The sequence below is a fragment of the Vibrio sp. D431a genome (assembly GCF_030248655.1).
Lineage (GTDB): Bacteria > Pseudomonadota > Gammaproteobacteria > Enterobacterales > Vibrionaceae > Vibrio > Vibrio alginolyticus.
Window position 1 is genome coordinate 116141 of record NZ_JAHGAP010000003.1, and the last position, 23537, is coordinate 139677.

General features: G+C 40.1%; 21 protein-coding genes, 6 tRNA genes and 1 other RNA gene. 16 read left to right on the forward strand and 12 right to left on the reverse strand.

Annotated elements, in window-relative coordinates; translation table 11 throughout:
- Positions 1-9: 9 nt before the first annotated feature.
- Positions 10-864, reverse strand: a complete 855-nt coding sequence (locus KJB35_RS28430) for an acyltransferase (RefSeq protein WP_285469382.1) — start codon at positions 862-864, stop codon at positions 10-12.
- Positions 861-3455: a CDP-glycerol glycerophosphotransferase family protein gene (locus tag KJB35_RS04885; RefSeq protein WP_285469383.1), complete on the reverse strand. Its 2595-nt coding sequence runs from the start codon at positions 3453-3455 to the stop codon at positions 861-863. The genes KJB35_RS28430 and KJB35_RS04885 overlap by 4 nt, the downstream gene beginning before the upstream one ends.
- A gap of 137 nt (positions 3456-3592) precedes the next feature.
- Between KJB35_RS04885 and smpB the strand changes: the two genes are divergently transcribed.
- From smpB to KJB35_RS04940, 11 genes are all read left to right on the forward strand, one after another.
- Positions 3593-4048, forward strand: a complete 456-nt coding sequence (gene smpB, locus KJB35_RS04890; RefSeq protein ID WP_285469384.1) for an SsrA-binding protein SmpB — start codon at positions 3593-3595, stop codon at positions 4046-4048.
- A 61-nt stretch (positions 4049-4109) separates the two neighbouring features.
- Positions 4110-4490, forward strand: a transfer-messenger RNA (tmRNA) gene (ssrA, locus tag KJB35_RS04895).
- A gap of 215 nt (positions 4491-4705) precedes the next feature.
- A complete protein-coding gene (locus KJB35_RS04900) occupies positions 4706-6508 on the forward strand; it encodes a hypothetical protein (protein ID WP_285469385.1) in 1803 nt (600 codons plus the stop codon).
- A gap of 56 nt (positions 6509-6564) precedes the next feature.
- Positions 6565-7467, forward strand: coding sequence for a Sir2 family NAD-dependent protein deacetylase (locus tag KJB35_RS04905; RefSeq protein WP_285469386.1), 903 nt, complete (start codon positions 6565-6567; stop codon positions 7465-7467).
- A complete protein-coding gene (locus KJB35_RS04910; protein WP_285469387.1) occupies positions 7433-8206 on the forward strand; it encodes a hypothetical protein in 774 nt (257 codons plus the stop codon). The genes KJB35_RS04905 and KJB35_RS04910 overlap by 35 nt, the downstream gene beginning before the upstream one ends.
- A gap of 154 nt (positions 8207-8360) precedes the next feature.
- Positions 8361-8436, forward strand: a tRNA-Thr gene (locus tag KJB35_RS04915).
- Positions 8437-8443: 7 nt separating this feature from the next.
- Positions 8444-8519 (forward strand) — tRNA-Asn (locus KJB35_RS04920).
- A gap of 90 nt (positions 8520-8609) precedes the next feature.
- A tRNA-Ser gene (locus KJB35_RS04925) sits at positions 8610-8702 on the forward strand.
- A 5-nt stretch (positions 8703-8707) separates the two neighbouring features.
- A tRNA-Met gene (locus KJB35_RS04930) sits at positions 8708-8784 on the forward strand.
- A 178-nt stretch (positions 8785-8962) separates the two neighbouring features.
- A tRNA-Gly gene (locus KJB35_RS04935) sits at positions 8963-9036 on the forward strand.
- A gap of 182 nt (positions 9037-9218) precedes the next feature.
- Positions 9219-9294: transfer RNA gene (locus KJB35_RS04940), tRNA-Ile, on the forward strand.
- Between the two features lie 224 nt (positions 9295-9518).
- On the opposite strand, the gene KJB35_RS04945 is transcribed toward KJB35_RS04940, so the two are convergent.
- Entirely contained in the window at positions 9519-9905 is a 387-nt protein-coding gene (locus tag KJB35_RS04945) for a hypothetical protein (RefSeq protein ID WP_285469388.1), read from the reverse strand.
- Between the two features lie 135 nt (positions 9906-10040).
- Here KJB35_RS04945 and KJB35_RS04950 point away from each other — a divergent pair, with 135 nt between their 5' ends.
- The 5 genes from KJB35_RS04950 to KJB35_RS04970 all read left to right on the forward strand — a co-directional run bounded on the left by KJB35_RS04950 (position 10041) and on the right by KJB35_RS04970 (position 13751).
- A complete protein-coding gene (locus tag KJB35_RS04950; RefSeq protein ID WP_285469389.1) occupies positions 10041-10313 on the forward strand; it encodes an HU family DNA-binding protein in 273 nt (90 codons plus the stop codon).
- Positions 10314-10435: 122 nt separating this feature from the next.
- Complete coding sequence (gene yfbR / locus KJB35_RS04955) at positions 10436-11071, forward strand: 5'-deoxynucleotidase (protein WP_285469390.1); 636 nt, start codon at positions 10436-10438, stop codon at positions 11069-11071.
- A 5-nt stretch (positions 11072-11076) separates the two neighbouring features.
- Complete coding sequence (gene sbcB / locus KJB35_RS04960) at positions 11077-12585, forward strand: exodeoxyribonuclease I (protein ID WP_285469391.1); 1509 nt, start codon at positions 11077-11079, stop codon at positions 12583-12585.
- Positions 12586-12689: 104 nt separating this feature from the next.
- Positions 12690-12950, forward strand: coding sequence for a hypothetical protein (locus tag KJB35_RS04965; RefSeq protein WP_285469392.1), 261 nt, complete (start codon positions 12690-12692; stop codon positions 12948-12950).
- A 276-nt stretch (positions 12951-13226) separates the two neighbouring features.
- Positions 13227-13751: a hypothetical protein gene (locus KJB35_RS04970; RefSeq protein WP_285469393.1), complete on the forward strand. Its 525-nt coding sequence runs from the start codon at positions 13227-13229 to the stop codon at positions 13749-13751.
- Between the two features lie 173 nt (positions 13752-13924).
- Here the strand turns inward: KJB35_RS04970 and KJB35_RS04975 are convergent, their stop codons facing one another.
- The 9 genes from KJB35_RS04975 to KJB35_RS05015 all read right to left on the reverse strand — a co-directional run bounded on the left by KJB35_RS04975 (position 13925) and on the right by KJB35_RS05015 (position 23479).
- Entirely contained in the window at positions 13925-15139 is a 1215-nt protein-coding gene (locus KJB35_RS04975; RefSeq protein WP_285469394.1) for a capsular biosynthesis protein, read from the reverse strand.
- 114 nt (positions 15140-15253) lie between these two features.
- Entirely contained in the window at positions 15254-16237 is a 984-nt protein-coding gene (locus KJB35_RS04980) for a hypothetical protein (RefSeq protein ID WP_285469395.1), read from the reverse strand.
- On the reverse strand, positions 16228-17007 hold the full coding sequence (kdsB, locus tag KJB35_RS04985) for a 3-deoxy-manno-octulosonate cytidylyltransferase (RefSeq protein WP_285469396.1): 780 nt from the start codon (positions 17005-17007) through the stop codon (positions 16228-16230). Before kdsB ends, KJB35_RS04980 begins: the two co-directional genes overlap by 10 nt.
- Positions 17004-18218, reverse strand: coding sequence for a hypothetical protein (locus KJB35_RS04990; RefSeq protein WP_285469397.1), 1215 nt, complete (start codon positions 18216-18218; stop codon positions 17004-17006). The genes kdsB and KJB35_RS04990 overlap by 4 nt, the downstream gene beginning before the upstream one ends.
- Before the next feature lie 140 nt (positions 18219-18358).
- Positions 18359-19996, reverse strand: a complete 1638-nt coding sequence (locus KJB35_RS04995) for a polysaccharide biosynthesis/export family protein (protein WP_285469398.1) — start codon at positions 19994-19996, stop codon at positions 18359-18361.
- On the reverse strand, positions 19993-21063 hold the full coding sequence (locus KJB35_RS05000; RefSeq protein ID WP_285469399.1) for a hypothetical protein: 1071 nt from the start codon (positions 21061-21063) through the stop codon (positions 19993-19995). The genes KJB35_RS04995 and KJB35_RS05000 overlap by 4 nt, the downstream gene beginning before the upstream one ends.
- Positions 21050-21721 carry an ABC transporter ATP-binding protein gene (locus KJB35_RS05005; protein ID WP_285469400.1) on the reverse strand — a complete coding sequence of 224 codons (672 nt, stop codon included), beginning with the start codon at positions 21719-21721 and terminating at the stop codon, positions 21050-21052. The genes KJB35_RS05000 and KJB35_RS05005 overlap by 14 nt, the downstream gene beginning before the upstream one ends.
- Positions 21718-22515: an ABC transporter permease gene (locus KJB35_RS05010; protein WP_285469401.1), complete on the reverse strand. Its 798-nt coding sequence runs from the start codon at positions 22513-22515 to the stop codon at positions 21718-21720. Before KJB35_RS05010 ends, KJB35_RS05005 begins: the two co-directional genes overlap by 4 nt.
- Positions 22505-23479 (reverse strand): SIS domain-containing protein, encoded by a 975-nt coding sequence (locus KJB35_RS05015; RefSeq protein WP_285469402.1) that lies wholly within the window; start codon positions 23477-23479, stop codon positions 22505-22507. Before KJB35_RS05015 ends, KJB35_RS05010 begins: the two co-directional genes overlap by 11 nt.
- Positions 23480-23537: the final 58 nt, after the last annotated feature.

A 23537-nucleotide genomic window follows, 5' to 3' on the forward strand; every position in this document is an offset into this window, starting at 1 on the left:
TGGGAGCTCCTATAATTTGAATTTTAATTTGGCTATCAATCTGCCAAATAGATTTTGATTTTCGTTATTTCCAATCTGATTCTCAACGATTGGGTTTGGTGAGTCATAGGGGTATCTTTCGTTGTAGTACTCCATCAATTCACGCGACTCACTACTGTAATCTCTAGACCAAAGCTTAGTACCAAGTGAAATCGAAGAATTTGGTACACCCATAGAAAGATTCCTCTGAGGTACATCCTTAGTCACAACTGAACCTGCACCAATGATACTACAAGCGCCTACCCTAACGCCTTTAGTCAAATAAGCACCCTGACCTACCCAAACATAAGGCTCTATAATAACCGAACCTTTTGGGACATTGATCTGTTCGTTTGTGTCCATGTCAAATACGGGATGCCCATCAGTCAATCTTATGGTCACATCCGGTGCAAACATGCAATGATCACCGACTATTAATGATGGGTTTGTATCACCAGCATTTAAACCAGCTGTCCATCTATTGTTAGATGGTGTAGTAACCCCTGAACCTATAATCATCTTACACTCGGGACGGTTTGCACTCAGCACAAGCTTTTTCAGGTTACATTTGTTTCCAATCCATATAAGCACACCAGATGACTCAACGTTCACAATTGACGATGTAGCTCTAAAGTCCTTACCAAGAAACAACTGTGAGTTCTCGACGCCCTTTTTGTAAGCGATTCTCAAACCCTTAGGGATCACTCCATCCTTAGAGTAAACTTTGTTACTCGGGTGCGTCTCTATTCCTAAATCTGAAGTACATATCTCTATATACTCCGTTGAATCCAGAGAAAAGCCAGACACTAACTGTCCAGCTTGCTCAAAAAATTTTGCATTACTCACCAAAAAAAATACCTATGTTCTTGTTCGATGTGTTCAACAAGTCTCCTACAACACTCACCATCAGTGTTTGGCAGAGCATTGGTGCATCTTGGAATCACAACAGTTTCAAGCAACTCATCATAATCACTTTCAAGATTCGACAAACCATCAATCATGTCTTTTGATGAGTAGTAAACCTTACCAAAGCCGTGTTTTTCATAGTCAAAGTAACCCTTTGAGTATGAATGCCCTTTAAAGAACTCTTCGTGGTCGAATTGGAAATACATTGTCATTTTTTTAAGAGCAGCCATCTCAAACGCAACTGAAGAATAATCTGTAACCAGAAGTTGATTTGTACAGAACAGATCTTGCATCGATTCTTGACTAGGCTTTACAACTTGAATGCTTGATGGCAGCTCAAAAACATCCAAGTACTCTGAAAGTTCAGCATGAATGAAAAACTTGATGGTATAGCCACGAGATGTCATCAATTTTAATTCTGGACTGCTTAGTACTGCATTCCAGTTTTTGTAGAAATCTGATTCAAGAAAACGTTTTTTCGCTTGCCCTTTTGACTCATTTGCACCTCGCTTTAAGTACTTGCGCCAAGTTGGCATGAACAAAATTGATTTATCTAAAGTTTCATCGCATCTTTTAACCAATGCATCGTGACGCGGTAAACCTGCCATCAACACATCTTCTTTAGTAAAGCTGTAACTTGTGCCATCTGCGACAATAGATTCGTACTCCGCAGGAGACGAAGTCAGAAAAGTAGCAAAAGGTTTGTTGTTTAACCACGCAGAGAGGTCGTCTTTGATCACACCGTGTTGAAGGAATCTGTACGAATAGGTTAGATGTGAACCAAACTTCTTACGAGGCAAGATTTCTTCAACACCACTGTTTGCATGAGAGCTTAGATATTCATCTGCATTAAGTAGAGCGGCATAATGGCGGGTAGAGCCCCACTCGATTAGCCTAAAGCCTTCTGCGTCAAGTCTGTGCCAATCAGGTGTTCCTTTCTCAATCACATAAAAAGAGTTGATATCCGGCCTTTCGTTTTGAAGGTATCTCATCAAGTGTTCAGCATTGTCGTCTGCTTTATCAGGTCTATCATGTAGCAACCAGCAATGTTTTAACCCCTGCTTTCCAAAAGCCATTCCTTCCGCTTGTTCAATTAGCTTTTTCTCACTTGCCGAAAGAGATACCTCGGTAGTGCTACCGCGCATTGCCATGTCCAATAGATCAATACTGGATATTTCTGAACGCAGTTCTTTACCCCCAATTGAAACTGACAACGGCTTTCCTTCCAAAGAACTAGAAGCATTAATCTTCTCTTGTGTAGTCCAACCGTATGTAGTTACAGCAAGTACTTCACCTAGAATGCTATGTTCAATTCGCTTTAAGCAACCCATGAACTTAATGTCAAATTTGCTAATTTCAGGCGAATGAGAAATGTGAGCCTTGATAGTTCTCTTCATAGCGTTAGCACCACGCACATACAGAACGTGATTTGAAGAATTAGGCTTTTCAGTAAGAGTAATCATCATTTCACGAATGTATGCAGGCATTCGATTGGAATTAAATCTGGTGATTGCATTAGGTGAAATGTAAGAAAGCACCTCACGAAGAAGAGACCTGAACTCACCCTGTTGCTCTATGCTTAGAGGAAAATCCGAAGCAGGTTTGTTTGTCATGCGGCGGAAATACCAGCCCAAGTCGTAAATGATTGTGTTTTGAATGAACACAGGTACGAATCCCAGAGACTCAATAGAGACACGAATCATACCCAAATGACCAAACTTAAGTTGGTTTATGTATTTTTCCGGTTTAGACCAAGCTGTATCCAATGTGGAATCTTTAGCCATGCGTTTACGATAGATGTAACGAGCATCTTTAACAAAGCAGCGCTTAAAATCCTTGTTAACCAGATTGAATGAGTTAGCAAAAACTGCATCCTCAAAAGCAGGACGCATTTTCACATCAAACTTCAAGTCGTGTTTTATGATAAGTTCACGCTTAAACATAGTGTTGTTTACATGACAATGGATTTCACGAGGACTATCCATAACATCCACAACTCTTAAGCCATCTTTAAATCGCCAGCCTAAAGGGTGATCGTTGATTTCTCGGTTTTCTGATTCATAGAAACTACGAAGCTGAGCAGAGAACATATTGCACGAAGGGTTCTCCTTAATAGCTTTAAACATGTGCTTAAAGAAGTTTTTATGGAGAAGGTCATCCGGATCACAGAAAATGACCCAGTCCCCTTTAGCTTTTCTAATTCCCGCATTTCTTGCGCCAGATTGACCTACATTCTCACCCAAGGAAATTACCTTGATATTTGCTGGATATCTAGCAGCCCATGACTCGCATATCTTTTTAGAGCCATCAACACTCGCATCATCAACTAGAATCAGTTCAACGTTCGAACTAAAAATCTTGCCCTGATTTACAACCGAGGCGATATAGTCATCCAAGTATGACTCTACGCCGTAAACAGCAGAAATAATTGAAACTTGCGGATTTGACTTGATTTCTAGAGCGTTAACTTTGCGTTCTGTTTTGTTACGGGGCGCTACTGCTCCCCCAAGATAATTAATGAGTCTTTTCATACGGGTAACCAAAGGAGTTGGATCTTTGAGCAATAATACCACATACATATAGAGTTGACATTCAAGATGCGTTCCTGTTTCTGATTATTTGTGGTATTTTGAGTGGCTGATTTATTGGATTTTCATGTAGGTGTAGAATGACAACAACAATCGCCAAAAATCGAAGTGCATTTTTCGAGTATAAAATCGAAGAAACTTTACAAGCCGGATTAAAACTTGAGGGTTGGGAAGTTAAATCTTTGAGAGAGGGTAAAGCAAACGTCAAAGAAGCTTATGTCTTCATTAGAGACGGAGAAGCATTTATTAGTGGTATGCAAATTGTGCCGTTGATTTCTGCATCTACTCATAAGGCAACAAACCCTACTCGTGTTAGAAAGCTTCTTCTTAATAAAAATGAAATTGAGAAGATGCTAGGTCTCGTTGAGCGTTCAGGATACACCCTCGTTCCAATCGAGCTTTACTGGAACCGCCAGTTTGCAAAGCTTAAAATTGGCTTAGGTAAGGGCAAAAAGCTACACGATAAACGAGAAACTAAGAAAGAAAATGACTGGAAAAGAACTCAAAGTCGAATTCTTAAGCAGTCAGTTTCTTAAATTTCATATATTTTGCGCATAACTAGTGACACAGGCACTAATTGTGGTATTATTTCTTTACGGGGTGGTTCTGGATTTGACCGGACTACGACGTTTCAAGGAGCACGTCGCGGGGCAGTTGGCCGCGTTAAAAAACTGCAAAACTATATTCGCAAACGACGAATCTTTCGCTGTAGCAGCTTAATACCCTGCGTATAGCCTAACCTCTCTAGCTTCAGCTTGTAAGACGGAGATCAAGGTTAGTCAAACCCAATCAAGCTAGTTCATGGTCTAAGCCGCCGTCTTGGAAATGAACGAATTTTAATACTGGCTAGCACTTTGCGCTTCGGCTACTTCCCCGTTCCATGGAAGTCATTGTGTGAAAATTAATTTGGAACTAAACGTGTAGCGCCGAGAAATTGTATGGTTCGACACGGCGGTTCGACTCCGCCCCACTCCACCAATTTCAAAAGGCTTCCCGAGCCATTTACTGCGCGGTAAGGGAATCTATCGATGGATTAAATTAATTAACTCACTTTTCCATCACATGCCATCAGTATTATTACTGGTGGCTTTTTTTTATGATTTTTTCAAACAAAAACACCTTCTCTGGCCAGTAATCACTGAATGCCAAATTAATTTAAACAAGCTCATGAAATTTAATACAATTAAATAAAAATGAGCGCAGATATTGAGCAGTTCCGTAGCACAGTAGATGGCAGTTTATCCATAACTGTCGTTGATGCCGTCAAAACTTTAGACGGTCTAGCCAACAACAAGCCATATGATACCAATGTGGCGACAACTCTAACTCGCTTAATCAATCTAGAGGAAAGCTTTAGATACTGGTTAAGAAAGAAACTTCTTGAGCAAAAATTAGAAGACAGTGTCGACACGTTAAACCTACTTGTAGAAAAATCAGGCAAGAAATTTGATCGAGATGATGATTTAAAAGAGGAGATCCATTCCAATCCCCCGTCATCAGTCGAACAACAATTTTCAGACATCGCAGGTCAATCAGAAAAGAACCCAACACCGAAAATTAAGTGGAAAAACCTAGATTTACGTTTACTTGAAGGTTGGTCTTATGATGAAGGACGCGATTCATATCACCTCGGTTCAACATCCACTCCAGCTGTAATATCTTTCAGTCACTCAAAAACAGCCAAAGTAGATAAATCATTCCTTCCAGATGATGAAAACATGCTTAATCAATTAGCTATTGCGTTAATCGACAAGGGATTCAATCCAATAGATATCTATGAACAACCGTCATTAAGTGCCGAAGAAAACACTAGGCTATCATCCCAACTAACAAAAGCTCTTAAAGAGCACGGTTATGAAGGCGAAATCTTTACTGGCGTAAAACTCAATAAACAAGTCAAGAATGAAAAGAAATCACCTCAGAAAAGTAAAGAGACTGAAAAACAGAAGCCTCATGAACAAAAGAGTGATGCGGAGAAGAGTGACATCCGAGAGGCGAAAAGCCCGAGTAAGGCAATTCTTGAAATAATTGATGAGATTAGTGAAATCGCCGTTCGTAATGATCGACCAAATGAAGAGCCAACACTAGATCTCATCAATGAGCGCTTAAGAGGTATTGTAGGCCAAGACTATAGTTTAAAACTAAACCATTCGGAAAAAGGTGCTAAAAGCTACACAGCAACATTGCAACACTACAACCGAGAAAATAAATCTCTTGGTAAAGAAATTGTGGTTAAAGAGTCTTTATCAGTAGAAGCTCATGAAGCGCTAAATGACATTCTGTCACAAACACCCCAGCACGCAACGTACTTAGCTACAAACTTAGTGACGATACTTTCTCAAGCCGAACACGCCGGAATTGATTTGAAGGATTTTGGAAAAGTTAAAGACAATACGATTGAAATTAATACATTCAAACTAAGAAAAGCTCTGAAATGTAAAGGTATGCCACCTAACATCAAGAAGATAAAAATAGACCTTGATTCTGTTTGTAATTCAGGGCTCCCTTTGATCCATGCTGAAGTTAAATTCTCAGACAAGTCTACAGGAACAACACGTCAAGTACCTGTTACGATAAGCGCACAGTCTTTGCCATTCGAACAAGCCGGAATCGGAAACATGCTAATCAAAGCTTCGAAGCAAATGAACAGCAATGACTTTGTAAATAAACTAAAAAAAGCTAACGATGCAGCGAAGTCTAAAGAAGCGTCGGCCACTCAGCAATACGGAGATATTCATGAAGTCGAAGACACGCAAGAACCGCAGTGGCATCAATACGATCAAAGCTCAATCAATGTCGACGATGACATGAATTCATCTACACCACCATCTTATTTTACAGATGAGCCTATGCATGACTACAGTGATATGCCGCAATACGATACAGATGAACGTGAACAAAGCTTTACTTATGACGACTGGGCAAGGTCTGAACACCAACATGATGAAAACAAACCCGAACCTAAACAACCAAGATCTCCTTCCCCCCGTCCTTAAAATTTGGTAAACAAGAAGAGGTGCTTTGCACCTCTTTTTATTTTAGAGGACTTAAAATGGGTACAAAACAAAGCAAGACAATCCAAGCTAATAATTCAGCAATTCAGGTAAAATCCGGCGACAAAGAGATTACGCTTAGCCACGTAAAGAAAATAATCCACGAAGCAAAAGCAGCATTTGTTTTTACAGGTGCGGGTATGTCGGCATCTTGTGGGTTACCAACATTTAGAGGAAAAGAAGGGTTTTGGAACCATTACCCACCATACCGAGATATTGGAATTTCGTTTTATGAGTTAGCAACACCAAACACATTTGAAGCAGACTTCTCACTCGCCTTGGGGTTTTATGGAAGTAGACTTCAAGACTACAAAGAAACAAAGCCACATGTCGGATACAAACTAATAAATGATTGGCTTGAGGCACTACCGCGTAAAGGCTTCATAAAAACAAGTAACGTGGATGGACTACATTTCCATGACGGATATGATCGTGTTCATGAGATCCACGGTAGCATCAATCACTGGCACTGCCTTCGCCCAGAATGCTCAACGAACCATGGATATGTTAACCCACCTGAGGTAAAGATAGACCGTAAGACCATGCGATCTAATTTACCTGATTCTGCATACTGCGAGCACTGCGAAAGTCCCTTGAGACCAGCAATCTGTATGTTTGAAGACTGGGGCTACCATTCCGAACGCTCTAACAAACAAGCTGTAAGGTTTTCTCAATTCACAGCAGAAATTCAAGATCACCCTTGTGTTGGTGTTGTGCTAGAGATAGGTGCAGGCTCCGGAATACCATCAATACGGTTAGCAGCTGAAAACACATCCGTAAGCACCTTCTTCACTCACATCGTCATTAACCCTGAGGATGACTCTGACAAGTACATTCGTCGTAAAGATGTAATCTACGTTATTGGAGATGCCGAAGAAGCAATCATTGAGCTGCTTGGGTAATGCAACAATTAATGATTTAGTAAAAGACTTAGATTATAGTCCTGAACACTTGCAACAAAGCAGAAAAGCAGAACCTATGAATTCAAAAATTGGTAATCAATCAGCATCTATAATGGAACTTTTGAACAAAATTTTAGAAGCATCCGAATTAGGTTTGATTGCAGGCAACCAGATTAAAGTTGGCGATTTACACAAAATTGCTGAAATTCACTGTTTGGAAAAGTACGGTGAAAAGATACCCTCACTAATAGATCTTTGTGGAGAGGAAGTTGCAGAGAAACTACTAGAACCATCTTGGAAATCCCTACAAGAAACAAAGCCTGAAAATACGATTGGTGGACACTACCTTGTTAAAATCACGAATGATGTCGTAGGCGAATCAGTTACCGCTGGGATCATGTCACTGGATAACTTCTACAGTGAAACGCAGTTGCGAATGGGACACCGTGGAAGACCGTTCTTTGGTGTGACGCATTGGATGGAATATCCTGAAGGTCATGAAGCTGTCTTCGTAATTGATGGAGATGAAATTAGCCGAGATGAAGCATTCGACATACTTCGAGAAGGTGGTGCTATCGCTAACGTGTACGAGGGCGAAGCTAGTTGGATGGTAAATAATAAGGATGGAGCAGTGTGTGACAACGGGGAATGGATCTCTAACTTAGAAGAACATCTGAATTACTACAGTCGAAAACATTATGAATCGGGTTGGTTTAAATTAATCAACATCAGGTTGTAATCAGAAGAAGCATAAAAAACAATGCCTTAACAACACCGCTTCCAGATCAAGATTTTTTTAAAACAAATTTTTTTGATTTTTTTTCGCGTCTCGCTTGCTGAGTAATTTAGTAATTGATATATTAATTTCACAGAGCGGATGAAGCTCTGTAAGTGCCGACTTAGCTCAGCAGGTAGAGCAACTGACTTGTAATCAGTAGGTCACCAGTTCGACTCCGGTAGTCGGCACCAAACTTGTTCCTCCATAGCTCAGTTGGTAGAGCGACGGACTGTTAATCCGCAGGTCACTGGTTCGAGCCCAGTTGGAGGAGCCAAATGAAAAATTCGTCTGGTTTAAAGTTGGCAACAGTAAGACACCAATTAAGTAAAATCCCAGTTTAATATAAGAATATTTTCATTTATTAGGTGAGGTGGCCGAGAGGCTGAAGGCGCTCCCCTGCTAAGGGAGTATGTAGTTTGTAGCTGCATCGAGGGTTCGAATCCCTCCCTCACCGCCATTTGAAGCGGGATGGAGCAGTCTGGTAGCTTGTTGGGCTCATAACCCAAAGGTCGGGGGTTCAAATCCCTCTCCCGCTTCCAACTTACACGTAAGCACATTGGATTAGTGTGCTTACGTGTAAGTCTTGGCTTTGCTCAAGGTTGCAGAAGTGCAAAACAAACAAACACCGTTAGGTGTGCACTCCATGAGTGCAGTAAGATCTGGTTCAGAGTTCATCCCTAAGCATATTTTACAGTGTTTTTAGGAATGAAGTAATTTGCGGTCATCGTATAATGGTATTACCTCAGCCTTCCAAGCTGATGACGCGGGTTCGATTCCCGCTGGCCGCTCCATTTTGCTCATTGGGTGATTACGCTTATCCCAATGGGTTGATTAGCATATCTAATCTTTATTGGTTGCCGTTGAAAGTGTACGGCGCGTAAAATACACGATTAATCTTTGAGTTGCCATACTTTAAAACTTGAAGTATTATGTTGCTTTGCAGTGCGATGTATGGAAAACTGCAAACTTTTACGGCCCCTTAGCTCAGTGGTTAGAGCGCATGACTCATAATCGTTCGGTCCCCAGTTCAAGTCTGGGAGGGGCCACCACTAAACACCCTTATATTTCAATTACTTAGACGAATATAAAGTTTAGATAAATTTGTTTTATAAAACATAATTATTTAAAGTTTTTCCCGTCAGAATATCAAGTTTTCTCCCCCTACCTAATGCCTTGAGTTAAGATTCAGTTTTTATTAACAAGATTGGTTGGGAAAATTAAAACTATTCCTTGTGACGCCAAAACACTGCCATTAGAATTTCTAATTCAAACATTAAAATTGATAACTTGCTGTAAACCTAACACCATCACCTTTTAGACTTTTGTACATGCCAAAATTCCAGTCACGGAGTAATTTAGGAGTCAAAGAACCCAAAGAGGCACCCGCAATATCAAAGCCTAAATCTTTAACGTCAAATTTATTGTCTGGTTTTGTACCATCCCACACCTCCTTTGCCAAACCGACAGCAAAACTGCCACTAAAAGAACAAATCATCCTTTCATAAGGTTCGGTAACCCCAACAACCTCCCCACAAAACATATCACTGCCAACTGCCAGTGCGTACGAAATAGCAAAATGTTTCTGATGGTCTTCTTCAATAGCAAAAGACTTTGTTGAAAAAGTTGCAAAAAGTAGTAGTAAAATAGATCTCTTATTCATTTTTTCTGTAACTATACGAACAGAGAATGCACAACCTCAAAGTTTTTTTGCTTTTTTTACTATTTTCATTTGATAAAGCTGAAATTAGTAATATATAGTCTTTATGTAAATATTTTAATTAATTAGGAAATAACAATGAACAAAACACAACTTATCGACATGATCGCTGCAAATGCTGATCTTAGCAAAGCTCAAGCTAAAGCTGCTCTTGAAGCAACTCTAGAAGGCGTTCAAAAAACTCTAGTAAATGGCGATCAAGTAGCACTAGTTGGCTTTGGTACATTCAGCCTACGCACTCGCGCTGCCCGTACAGGTCGCAACCCTAAGACTGGCGAAGAGATTCAAATCGCTGAAGCTAAGGTTCCATCATTCAAAGCAGGTAAAGCTCTGAAAGATGCTGTAAATTAAGTTAGTACTTAACTAACATATTTACCCTCGCTGAAAAGGCTGTACATTGGATGTACAGCCTTTTCACTTTTTTGCGCATAAGTTAACCATATGTGGTATTATCATTAAAAATGGAGAACTAGATGAATAATAAGCAAAGTCCTTTTCTAGCAATACTTTCAAGAATGGACAGAATCAAAAGATGGAATAAAAGTCGTCCATCCAAACAGGAAAACCTGAACGATCACAGTCTTCACGTTGCTTATATATGCTTGCTACTAGGCATTAAACGTGAAGAGATGGGCACTCTCCCAGCAGTAAATCCATTTGAATTAGCTATGTACGGTGCGTTTCATGATTCACAGGAAGCAGTTTGTGAAGATATCAGCGGAAAGTACAAACGTAAGAACCCAGAGTTAAACAAACTCTTCAAAATCATCGAAAAAGAAACAAGTGAAGATTTAATCAGTTGCTTACCAACTGAGCTCCAGAGCACTCTCAGACCTTATCTGAGACAAGACGTTGCAGATACTCTAATCAAAGACCTTGTCAAAGCAGCAGACATTCTTCAGGCTCTATCCTACATCTACTCTGAACTAAGCGCTGGATGTGCTGATTTTGTTGATGCAAAAAAAGAGCAAGAAGAATTACTTCAGCCGTTCTTAGAAAAATACCCCGAGGTGCGCTTTGTTTATGAGACGTTCATAGGAACTTTCTCTTGCAACTTTGACCAATTGGTCGATATGCTACCCAACAGACAAATCACAGTGGAGCTCTAGAACACATGGCATTAAACTTCATCTTTCACGACTATGAAACTTTTGGAAAAGAAGTATCTGGTGCTTCTTCTCAGTGGGCAGCAATCACTACTGATGCTGACTTTAACATTAAGGAAGTACATGACATATATTGCAAGATCTCTGAAGATGTCGTTCCAGACCCCGTTGCTTGCTTAATTACAAGAATCACACCACAAGAAACTCTCGAAAAAGGTGTTTGCGAATACGATTTCGCAAGAAAAGTTAATCAAGTAATGACGAAAGAGTGGGAGTCGGTGATTGTAGGATATAACAGTATCGGCTTTGACGACGAGGTTACTCGTTTCTTGAATTACCGCAACCTGATTGATCCTTACAAATGGGCGTATGATAAAAAACGAAGCCGCTTCGACGCCCTACCATTAATGCGCCTGATTCACGCACTTAAACCAGAAGCATTCAAGTGGCCGATTGTAGAAAAGGAAGGTAGCGACGGCGTTACGTACAATCGCGTGAGTTTTAAACTTGAGCATCTTTCTGAAATAAATGGGATTGTTCACGAAAACGCACACAATGCAGTAGATGATGTTAAAGCTCTAATTTGCCTAGTCAAGATGGCTTTTGAAAGAGCACCTGAGATCTCAAAACTGTACTTCGGTATGAAAAACAAATGGGAAGCAAAACGATTCATCGAGGCTAACGATATTTTCGGGCTATGTAACTTCCGATTTGTTGACACGGGGTACGTATCCCCTGTTAAAAGACTTGGTTTTAGTACCAAAAGTCAGAACAAGTGTTGGACTTGGAATCTTCAAGTCGACCCAACCCCTTTTTCATCTATGTCAGATGCAGAGCTTGTGAATGCCATTAAGATGAACAAGGAAGAACGAGAAAAAACAGGCACGCCCCGCTCAGGCGTTGTTAGCGTTAAAATTAACGAGGTTCCGTGCATCTTCGATTCCAACCTACTAAAAGGCGAAACATCTGCTCACGTTGGATTACAGGAGCTACGAGAGCAAATGTACAACAATGCACTATTCCTCGACAATAATCCTGAGTTTGTCCAACGTGTAATCGACATTTACGATAATCGAGAGTACGAGGATGAAACAACGGACACCGACAGCAATCTGTACAAAAGTTGCGGCGGCTTTTTCACAGACGATGAAAACGAACAAATCAAATCGTTCGTTTCTTCTCAAAGCTGGGATGAGAAATTGTCCGTGTATAACAACCTTCCTGAAGGTCGAATTAAAACAATGGCATTCAGAATTATTGGTCGTAACGCACCTGAAACATTCTTAAGTGACACCCAGCTAAGAAAGGAATGGTCTAACTACGTTACACAGCGCTTTGCTGGAAAGACTGCAAACTGTTACCTAAGTCTAGATGATTACGCGGAACAACTTGACGGCGAAGAAGTTGAAAAGCTCCTACAAGATGATCCAAAACGTAAATCAACTTTCGATCTATTGATAGACTACAAAAACACCCTATTGAATAGAAATAAAAACTATTCAACTGTTGCTTTATAAAGCTTCATGATCAATGAATGGCATATACATTCGTGATAACCTAAATCTCTAGTTATTCAGAAAAGGTGACCATTCGAGTCACCTTTGTTTTTTTAGAGGTATTCATGAAGCGCTTTTTGCTCATATCCGTATTCATCGCGAACACTTCATTTTCTGCTGAGTTTGTTCCGCCTACACATGATTGTAATAAACCCACTTACGAAGTAACCACAGATAACATCGAACAATTCAAGAACGACGTCGACGCGTATAAATCTTGCTTGATCGAGTACATTGAACTACATCAGAAGAAAATTGCTGAACACCACAAAATAGCTGAAAACGCAATCACTGAACTCAGTGATTACAAAGAGTCTCTGTTCTAATTCCGTGTAAATAAATTAGCTGTAAAAGCACTCTGTTTTTATTCTGCTTCTCTTCACACAGAAAAAGCAAAACGTATTAAATTAATTTTCAGAGTGCTTTAAACCTTAACTTTACATAATACTCATTTACATACGTTGAAATAAATTCTCATCTAAACTAAATAAAAGAACGTATATTAAACAAAAACCCCAAACTTCCCATCTTTCATAATCCTGAAAGTTTTTTTTCAACCAATATTGTAACCTTTAATTAGAAAACAAAAATGAGAATTTCATATGGCAGTTAAAGAACTAAAGGCTCTACGTAGAGAGTTCAGACGAGGTGAAATCAAGTCAGAAGATGAGTTGTACGACAGAATCTCTACTTTTTTTTGTGAAACAAAAAGTGGACGATATGCACTTGCTGCACTTCTTTTTGCAGAAAATAAGGGGATCGTACAAAGAATTCAAAAAGACAAATTTAGTCATAGCGCCAACTCTCTCAAAGCAAGATATCTTAGCGATGAAGGATTAAGAACGATAGATGTTCGAGAGTATTTTGAGATAGCTAAACAAGGTGACCATATAATTAAAAGAGCAAAAACCATTCTTGGCGTTCACTTTGAAGACTTTGAGAATAAATGCAAGGTATTAATGTCGGAATGGATCAGAGAAAGACTTTTAAAAAATTACAGTCTTTATGAGATGAGAAATAACTTCAGAGGATATTATAAAGACAGTTATTACTTGTCATTTTTCGAGTCAGTTTTTGACAAGGAACTAAAAAAACGAAACTTTGGAAATCTAATGGAGGATATATAATGAAACTCAAAAACAATCACTATTATTCAGCAATACTAGTTGAGAACAATAAAAGAGAATTTGTTGTTTTCGAGTACCGTTGCAATACTTTCTATGTAACAGGTCGTAATCCATTCTCTCTTGATCAATGCCAAGTAGAGTTTGAGAATATACGACCTCTTGCTAGCAAAGAATTACTTGCTAGAGATAACTAGTATCTTTTTTGCAATTTCTTTTGCTGAATGCTCAAAGTTTGAATACAAGCTCGCATTTAACAATGCTCTTGAATGAATTTTAGCAAACAAATTCTTCACAACCGCTTTATCAGGGCGGTTTTTTTCAGACCAAAAACTATCTAAGCCACTTTGATGTGTTAACTCAGTTCGATTAAAAAACGCTCGCCCTGCCACGTACGTTGGTACTCCGTGATGCAAAGAACTAAGTCCCACAGTGCTGTTAACTGTAATAACACCCTCAGCCGATCGTAAAAGGCTTGGAAGGTGTCCGCCCTTTAAGTAAATCACTCGATCTTTGATGTCATACTTATTGCAAAAATACTCAAGAACAAGTGTGTAATCGCTAAACCCCAAACAGTAAGGGTGATGCTTAAAAACAAGAACACTCTCTTTAGACGCATACTTGGAAAACGACTCCATTACCTCTGAGATAAAATTCTCTATTCCATCGTAATCAGAGTGCTTGATAATCTGACTGTCACATTGAACTTGAAGAGGAACCAAGTAAAACTCTTTGTTTTCCTCAACAAGCTCCTTAACAACTTTGTCGCACTTCCCCTTTGAACGAAGGGTAATAAGCGCGGTTTTTAACCAAGCGTTTATTTCACTACAGATCGATGCTTTTCTTCGATGCTTATAAAAAGGGTAATCATCCTTAAATAACCAATTAGTAAAATAGTAGTTTGCACACCATAAACTGCGCTCCTTAAAAGAGGCAGCAACCTCCATTGGGCGAGAAGTAGGTAGCTTCTCCTGTTCCATGTCTAAAGAAAAGTCTTCGTTCATAAGAGGGGACTTAGCATTTACGCCACCTTCTTCACAGGTGATGTAATGCGGCCTCAGATACCCTTCCTCCGTAACAACAACCTTTATACCTAGTTCCTTTGCTACATCGAAAGCAACTTCGTTGTAAAAGTGGCAATCCCCATGACCTACAACAACATCAACTTTGCCCGTCACAAATATCATCTTCACGTACTCAGCCCAATCACATGGCATGTCTGTGTAGTCGTAGATCTTAGATGTTTTGTCATAACGTGAATAAAGTCGGTCACCCGCACAGAAGTTAACTCTTATAACTTCTGCTCCATTCTTGGTTAGTTCATCTGATAGGAAAGTAAAAAGTGGACTAAAAGCGCCCTGCAATAGACAAATTTTTTCTTTTGTGTTCATAATTAGCTAATTATTTAGTTATAGTGCCACACTAACACAGCCGCTATTCTTTATTTGATCATTGTGAAGAAAGTAGAACTTCAATTTAATACTGAAATTGACATTCCATTCACTTTAAATGGCACCACAAGTTGGCATTTCTTGACCCGTAAGAATTTTCAGCATTTCGTTCAGTTTTATTTGCTTACCAGTTTTTGGTGATACATAAGTTGTGTAGTCAGAATAAGCCGCCAAGAAGAGATCTTCTAAAGTAGGTTGGCAAATACTGCCACGGCGGTCGACAAGTTTTTCGCTTTCATGAACATCCACTGTCAACCCCCATCCTGAATAGAATGGCTGCCCAAAACAGTGGACATTTTTTCTTGCCAATAAAGCCTCAAACCCGAATTGCGACGTGAGTGTGACAACGTCACTTGCCAAGGCCAAAACATCGTTATTTTTAACGCACGGGTCTAAATAAACGAGTTTTTCCAAAAGCGACTTGGACGCTTTACTAAAAAATCCCACCTTCCCTTTTTTTTCATTAACTAGGTCGGGATGATTTTTAAATAGCACAGGTCTTCCGTCTGCAAGCTTTAGAGCATAACGAATCACTTCATCTGCGGTCACATTTGAACATTGACCATATTTCATTGAGCAATCGCCAAATATCTGCTCAACCAAAACTACACAACCACTATAATCAGATGAAGCCGAGGAACCCCCTCTTCTTTCGAAGTATTTCCCTACCCCATTATCGACGAGGCATTTGATGTAACTACGAACAACCTTAAGGTCGGATTCAATAATGTGGCTTTGTGATCGTTGAATCACATACGCCTCCAAATCCGATGGATTTCTTGAGTCATAATAAATGCCTGAAGAATCAAGTATCAGACCCATTCTAGACGCCCCCTTACATGGATGCCCTAGGTAGCACAGAAACCCATCTTCAGCAGTTAGGTATTCAGAACGAGTTAAGCTTGCGACCAATTTTAAGAACTTACTTAGTGGCTTTAATCCCCAACCAACAACCGAGTCTATGCTCTTTTGTCTCGCGCTAAAATGAATATCCACATAAGGTGTCTTCAAGATGCTAGGGTGCTGCCTCAAGAACATAATTTGCGCATTCTCTCAAAATCATCGCACACTCTGATGTAATCGTCATAAGTGTCGACACCATGTGGCGGAGCCGAATCAACTACCTGAACCTTAATTTCAGCTCCATACTCTAACGCTCTAAGTTGCTCTAATGTCTCTGATTCTTCAAGGATTGAAGCACCGTACTGCTTCCACCCTTTTAGGAAGTGTCCACGATAGGCATAAATCCCTATGTGCCTTAAATGAGCATTATTCATAATTAGTTCATCAAGACTTTTTCTGCCTAAACAAATGGGTGCTCTTGAGAAGTATAGTGCGCGACCGTCTTTTCTTATGACGACCTTCACCACGTTTGGGTTAACCAGTGACTCTTTATTACAAACCCTTGTTGCTGACGTGTACATATCAGCATCAGTAGACTCACAGTACTCAATGAAGTTTTTCAAAAACTCGACTGGTATCTGTGGTTCATCACCTTGAACATTGATAACCAAATCGCTTTCACCTACGAACTTATTCTTTGAGAGAGTCTCGTAAACCTCAATAACACGGTCTGTTCCAGACTCATGCTCTTTTGATGTCATGATTGAGTCGATTGCGTAATCTTTGCAAACCTCTGCAATTCTAATATCGTCTGTTGCAACAACAACTCTCGCATTATTACCTGTTGCCTTTATTGCTTGTTGAGCAACTCTTACAACCATTGGGATACCATCTATTGGCAGCAAGGGCTTACCCTCAAGTCTACTCGAACCATACCGAGCTGGGATTACAATTACTTTCTTCATGAGTTCAATAACACCTGACTGGATAGAGTGTTCTTTTTGACTGTTCGAGCAAACCTTTCATTTCTCAACTTAACTGCAATCTTCAACGCCAAGGTAGTTTCATCTACACCTGATTTGGTTTGAGTTAGTGTGTTGAAATAGTCTGGATATTTGATGTAAGCCATACCAAAAAGATGATTTAATCGCTCATCCGGAGATTCTGGTAACTTTGACTGATTGCGCTCTCTTCGCTCAATTGGGTTTACATCATTCGTCAAACCCCAACCAGCATAAAAAGGCTGACCAAGGACTGTTACTGGGATTTTATGTAACAAAGCCTCAAACCCAGCAAGAGAGCTAATTACATACACTTCATCGATAGATTCAAACGATGAGGATAGCGACATGTTATTGTCAATGATGTGCGCAACATTTTCTATTTGAGAAAGCGGAGTTTCTATCTTGCGCTTACCAGCCAAAACGTCTGGATGCGGCTTGAAGAAAATTTGAGCATCGGGATTTCGAAGCCTCGCTTCATAAACTAGAGATCCGTTCGAATGACCACAACCACCTAGCACTATGGAAGCATCGTCCTCTACCTGACCTATCACAAGAATACGCTTTTGACCATCTGCCTTAGGGGCAAAGGAGTTGTAATAAGATTTGCCACACTCAGGATCACAAGTGTTGTACTTACTTATTCCGCAATCCGTAATTTGCGAAATAAGTTCTTTAGCCTTAATTAGCTCGGAAGAACTCAACTCACCTTCAACTATTAGTTTCTCCAACCCCGATTCCTTTCTAGGATCAAAGTACAGAGTCCCTGTTTTGTCTATCACAAGAGACATAGGGAGGTTATGGTTAGCCCCTAAACCAATACTTCTAAGGAAACCATCCTCCATTCGCCATACATCGTACCCTTTTGATTTGACATAATTGTGGCAACATTCAAACTCATTGTAGCCCCAAAAAACAAACACAGGGTCGCTTAGCTCTTGAATCAAAGGCTCCATCGATTCAACCTTCACCTTAAAGCCTAAAAACACCCAATTAAACTCTGGGTAAACTTTAATTAAAAAATCCCTCTTCCAGTCAGAGATTCGAACGCCGACGATCGTTCTTTTACCATTAGTTAGCAATTCTTCGCGTGGGACTGAAAATGTAGTGTTTTTTTGGATAAGTCGCTTGGCGTTTGAACTGTCAAACTTTTCAATAAAAGACAGACATTTCATAGCACAAGACTTTAAGCTCTTTGTACTCATGAGGCATTCGCTTGATATGTTTTTTGTAATAATACCACACGAATTTGCTACTAGGGGTAGCAAACCGCCGCTGTTGCGACGGTAATATACAAAAAGTTTGTATTTAGCTGCTAAATACCTAGAACAACAGATGTTGCAATTGCAATCTGATAGATGATTTGAGTAATGTCTTTAGTGAACTGCATATCCTTGCTTTTCACGTCAGGTAAAACCATGATCACATCACCAACTTGTGGCTCAAACCTTTTGCCACTGCGTGAGTCAATGTCAACCGATTGAAAATGACCCGATGGCTTCATCACTAGAACTCTCGATGTGTTAGCGTCTTGCGACAATCCACCAGCACTATCAATGTACTGCATAACTGTCCCATCCTCGGTCTTAGTGATTGCTCTTGGGAATAGAACCTCACCACTAACAGAGATAATGTTTGTCTTGCGAGGAATACGTACTACATCCCCTGTCTCCAGAACTACATCACGCCAAGTATCGCCAGACAACACAACCTGACCATGTGGCTCCATCAATCTGGCTTTATCTACCCATCCCAAAATTAACGAAGCTTCTTCTGAACGCAATTTAGCACCTTCAATCGTTCCACTCCTCGCCGTCATAACACTCTTCTCAAGTGCATCAAGAGATTGATTAAACAACTCTTTTTGTTTGATTTTCTCAGATTCACGGAATAATTGAATGTCACTAACTGAAGAAAATTCGTTAAGGCTGATTTCGTCGACAAGTTCGCCTAGAGTCGTATTTGGTTTTAAAACCCTTTCACGTTGTGAGTCATGTTCACCTTCAACTCGCACACCAATACTTTGAACTTGCAGGTCTGAAATGTAGGTTACTGAATCCCCTTGCCCAACAAAGACATTTTGAGCCTCTTTAATTGGAAGATATAAGACTGAGTAATTATCAGCATCTACACTCTCAATCCGCACATGGCTATCAAGTTTTTGCGGCGGAACTAAAGGCATTAGAGAACCTAACGTCACTTTCTTCGCAACTTCCACTCTTACATTCCCGTCATTACCTGTAATGGAAACTTCAGACTTCTTGGAACCTACATGAATTACATCGCCAGAACGTAATTGACGGAATGGAATCTCGCCTTTCAGTAAGAAATCGTAGAGATTAAAATGCTCAATTTCTTTTCCTGAGCGCTTCAGGGAAATGTCTAAATATGAACCTCTTGAGTCATTGATACCACTTGCAGAGTCAATAAATGACAAGATAGAGTCACCCGAAGCGCCGTTGTACATACCCGGCTTATTAACGTGACCAGATACAAAAACTTGAACTGGTGTTGAGACCGAGAGTGTTGCATACACGTCAACATTCTTTGTGTAGACCTTTGAAATTGCACTCTTCAAAGTCGCGTTCAAATTCTCTGCTTTGATGCCTGCAAGGTTAACTGGGCCAACATGGGGAATGAAAACTGAACCTTGCTTATCTACGATTAGATTCTGCGACCACTCAAAAGCGCCCCAAATATTAACTCCCACCTCATCACCAATGTTTAAAACATAGTCGCTGTGCACTGCCATAAATGCTTTCTGATTGAAGTTCCCCTCAAACAGTGACTGTCCAAAACGGGTGCCGTTAACGCTTCTTTCGCCTATCAATTTACTCTCGGGTGCTTGGATCTCTTCTTGTTTGGCCGATTCGTTAACATGTGAGGCATTTGCAAAACTTGAAGCAGTTACAAGAAATGACCCTAATAGGATCGCATTAAGCTTATTTTTCATTTTTTCTTTCTCTCAAATACTTGTTCGCGAACCATCTTGAAGAGTGCAATTAACACCATTGCAATGACAGTTAAATTGATAGAGTGGAATAAAACGCTCGGGTACGTTGCTTTCGTTGGTTTTGTTGATTCAGAAATTTGAACAATTGTCACAGTGCTTTTTATCGATTCCACACGCAGTTGTTCAAGCGATGCAACAGCCATCTGATTCGCCTTGGTTGCCATGTCTACATCGAACTGGAGTTCGATGTATTCATGAGATGCAGCCAACCCAACCAAGCTACTATTTTCTGATTCAATTCTGGATTGTAATGCCACAATTTTCCCATTCAACTGCTTAATCTCTACAGCAGTAGGGTTCAAATATTCAAGCTTTTCAGCTAGGGCAGCCTTTGTTAAAACCAACTCACTTTCCAGCGAAGCAACGTGCTTTCTTGAAAGCTCTACATCAACCGCAGGACTGATAACATTGTGTTTGCTTCTATACGCATCCAAAGCGACGTTAGCTTGCGTAAGTTCTTCTTGAGTTTCAGTCACGATTTTTTCGGCGTTGACTAGCCTAGCACCCACTTTCTCCTCATTAACTCGCTCAACCAAAGCTTCAATCGCCTCCATTGATTTTAAGTTCACATCAAACGCCATTTGTGGGGAGAAAGCAGTGGTATTTAAGATAAGCACATCGTCAGACATACCAGTTGTCAATTCAATGAAGTTTGTTGTCTTCTCAAAGTATTCATCTAAACCTGAACGGTAAAGAAAATAGCTAACCAAACCTTGTCCTGACTTGATATGTGAAAAGAAATCCAGATCCTGATTTAACTTCTTAGCTAACGATGGGCTTTCTACATACGCCTGAATTACAGGAGTAGTTGTATTTGTCGGGATGGTTGAATTAATTAACTCAAGTCCCGTAGGAGCTGCTTGCTCCTCAGACAAACTCTTTACAAGAAAAACAGATGAACTTGTAAATTCTTTAGGCACTACAAAACTGAAGAACACAAACGACAACAAAAACACAATTGTCAGTTGTCCCTTCGCAGTGGTTGCAAATTGTTTAATTTTTACCATGGAGGTTTCCATTGAATACTTTAATTGCAGTCTCAATATCATCGATGTATTCAAGCTGACCATCATTTACGACCAATCCAGCTTGACACATCTTTCGAACAGACTGTTCGCTATGTGAGACCAATAGGATGCGAGAACCATCATCTCGAAGTTCGTTCAGAACTGTTTCACATTTCTTCTTGAACCGAGCATCACCAACAGACAAAACTTCATCAAGCAATAGAACATCAAATCGGATCATGATGCTGATGCCAAAAGCTAGCTTAGACTTCATTCCGCTAGAGTAATTGGCAACAATCTCATCATAATTTTGCCCAATCTCTGAGAAGTCTTGAACATACGCATGAGCTTCTTCTACGTTTTCAATCCCGTAAACACGACATACAAACTCAGTGTTTTGACGCCCAGTTAACTTCCCTTGAATACCAGTCCCTAACCCTAAAGGCCAACTAATTGACAATTCCGTATCTATTGTCCCACTTGAAGGCTTTTCGATACCTCCAATGAGTCGAATTAGCGTGCTTTTACCAGCGCCATTGCGCCCCAAAACTGCTACATCACGATCCATCGGTATATCAATTGTTTGCTCCTTATAGATAACCTTTTTTCTTCCTGTGATAGAGCGGTAATGCTTGGTCATCTTATTGAGTCGAATCATTTTGACCTCAGCTTGTCTTTGTATATTGCAAAGAGGGTGAAACCAACAAAGTTTGTTAGAAGAGCAAACTCTCCTAAATAAAACCAGCTAGCAAAAACTGGCTCTTGCCCAAGCATCGCGTGCCTAGTGAATTCAATTACATGAACGCAAGGATTGTATTCAAAAACAAAATGGTATTGCTTGGGAATTACACTAACGGAATAAAAGATAGAACTCAGAAAATACAAAGGTCTAAGAAGGATGTTTATCCATTTTTCTATCGAAGGGACAAACTCTCTCAACACCATAGCTATAAGACCTAAACCTAAGCCTATGGCTATAATGAACAGTACTGCCCCTAGAAGCATTACTGCATTAAGAGGTTCATCCGGTGCATATGAAAAATACTGTAGCGTTGAAAATATAACCACAAAGCTTAATGTGTAAACAAAGCATTCAAACCAAACCTTTGATGCTACAGCATGTAAAGGCTTAACCTTTGGAAAGAAGAAGGCAGCTTTGTTGGTTTTACACGCAGTCATAACCCCCTTTATTGTATTTCTGAACAACAAAAAAGGAATTAAGCCAGACATAACAAACATCGGTATGTGTATTAAGTCATCATGAGTTTGCGCCGAGCGACTAAGCATCAGCGTAAAAGTAAGTATGTGAACTATAGGCTCAACAAGAGCCCATAGAACACCTAGCTTATACTCGCCGAATTTCTGCGCACAGTCTCTTAGAAACAACCGCTTTGAAACTTCAATAAAATCTTCAAATGGTGTTCGCTTTTTAAATTGAGCCTTAAACAACATCTAAATGCTCAACCACACCATAACCAGTTGTAGTTTTTACAACCAAGAACTTAACTTTACGCTCTTTCATTAACTCTGACGCACAAACAAGTGAAGCATCTTCATCAATCATCACGGGGTTCTGAGTCATGCAGTCACTTGCTGTACCATCAGTCTTTAAATGACCACCTTGTTGGACACATGCTCTACGAAGGTCACCATCTGATATTAAACCAAGCAAATTCTTGTTCTCATCGACTACCAGAGCGCATCCTATCAGTTTGCGTGTCATCTCAAGAGATGTGTGCATAATAGACATGTCTGGAGAAACATAAGCTAGCTGTCCTCCACTCCTCATCACATCAGACACCTTTTGAAGTAGTCGTCTACCGAGTGACCCTCCCGGATGGTATTTTGCAAAATCGACAGGCTCGAAGTGATTGAAATCAACAAGAGCGCACGCAAGTGCATCACCCAACACCAAAGTCGCAGTGGTAGAACTAGTTGGTGCCAAGTTGTTAGGGCATACCTCCTCACCAACGTTGATGTTCAAGTTTACGTCTGCGTGAGTAGCTAGTGTTGATTTCGGGTTACCACAAATAGAAACAATACGGTTCCCCCACTTTTTCATAATCGGGAGTAACTTGATTACTTCATCTGTTTCTCCAGAGTTTGAGATTAATAGAACAACATCATCCTCACGAATCATACCTAAGTCACCATGGAATGCTTCTGTTGAGTGTACAAACATTGCGTTTGTACCTGTGCTCGACAAAGTTGCTGCAATTTTACTACCTATCAACCCAGACTTTCCGATGCCAGAAATAATGACCCTTGAGTTTGGATGCTTAGGAGTGGTTAGAATAACAAGAGCTTTGTGAAAATCATCACTTTTCGTTAAACGGCTCTGTAATTCAAGTAATTGCTCAGCTTGGCGACGAATGCTATTCAACCCTACTGAGGCACTTTTTTGAATGAGTTCCATGCCTACGCCTTATTCGTTAAGTGTTTTGACGAAATTAATCTTGTGGCATTATAACTAA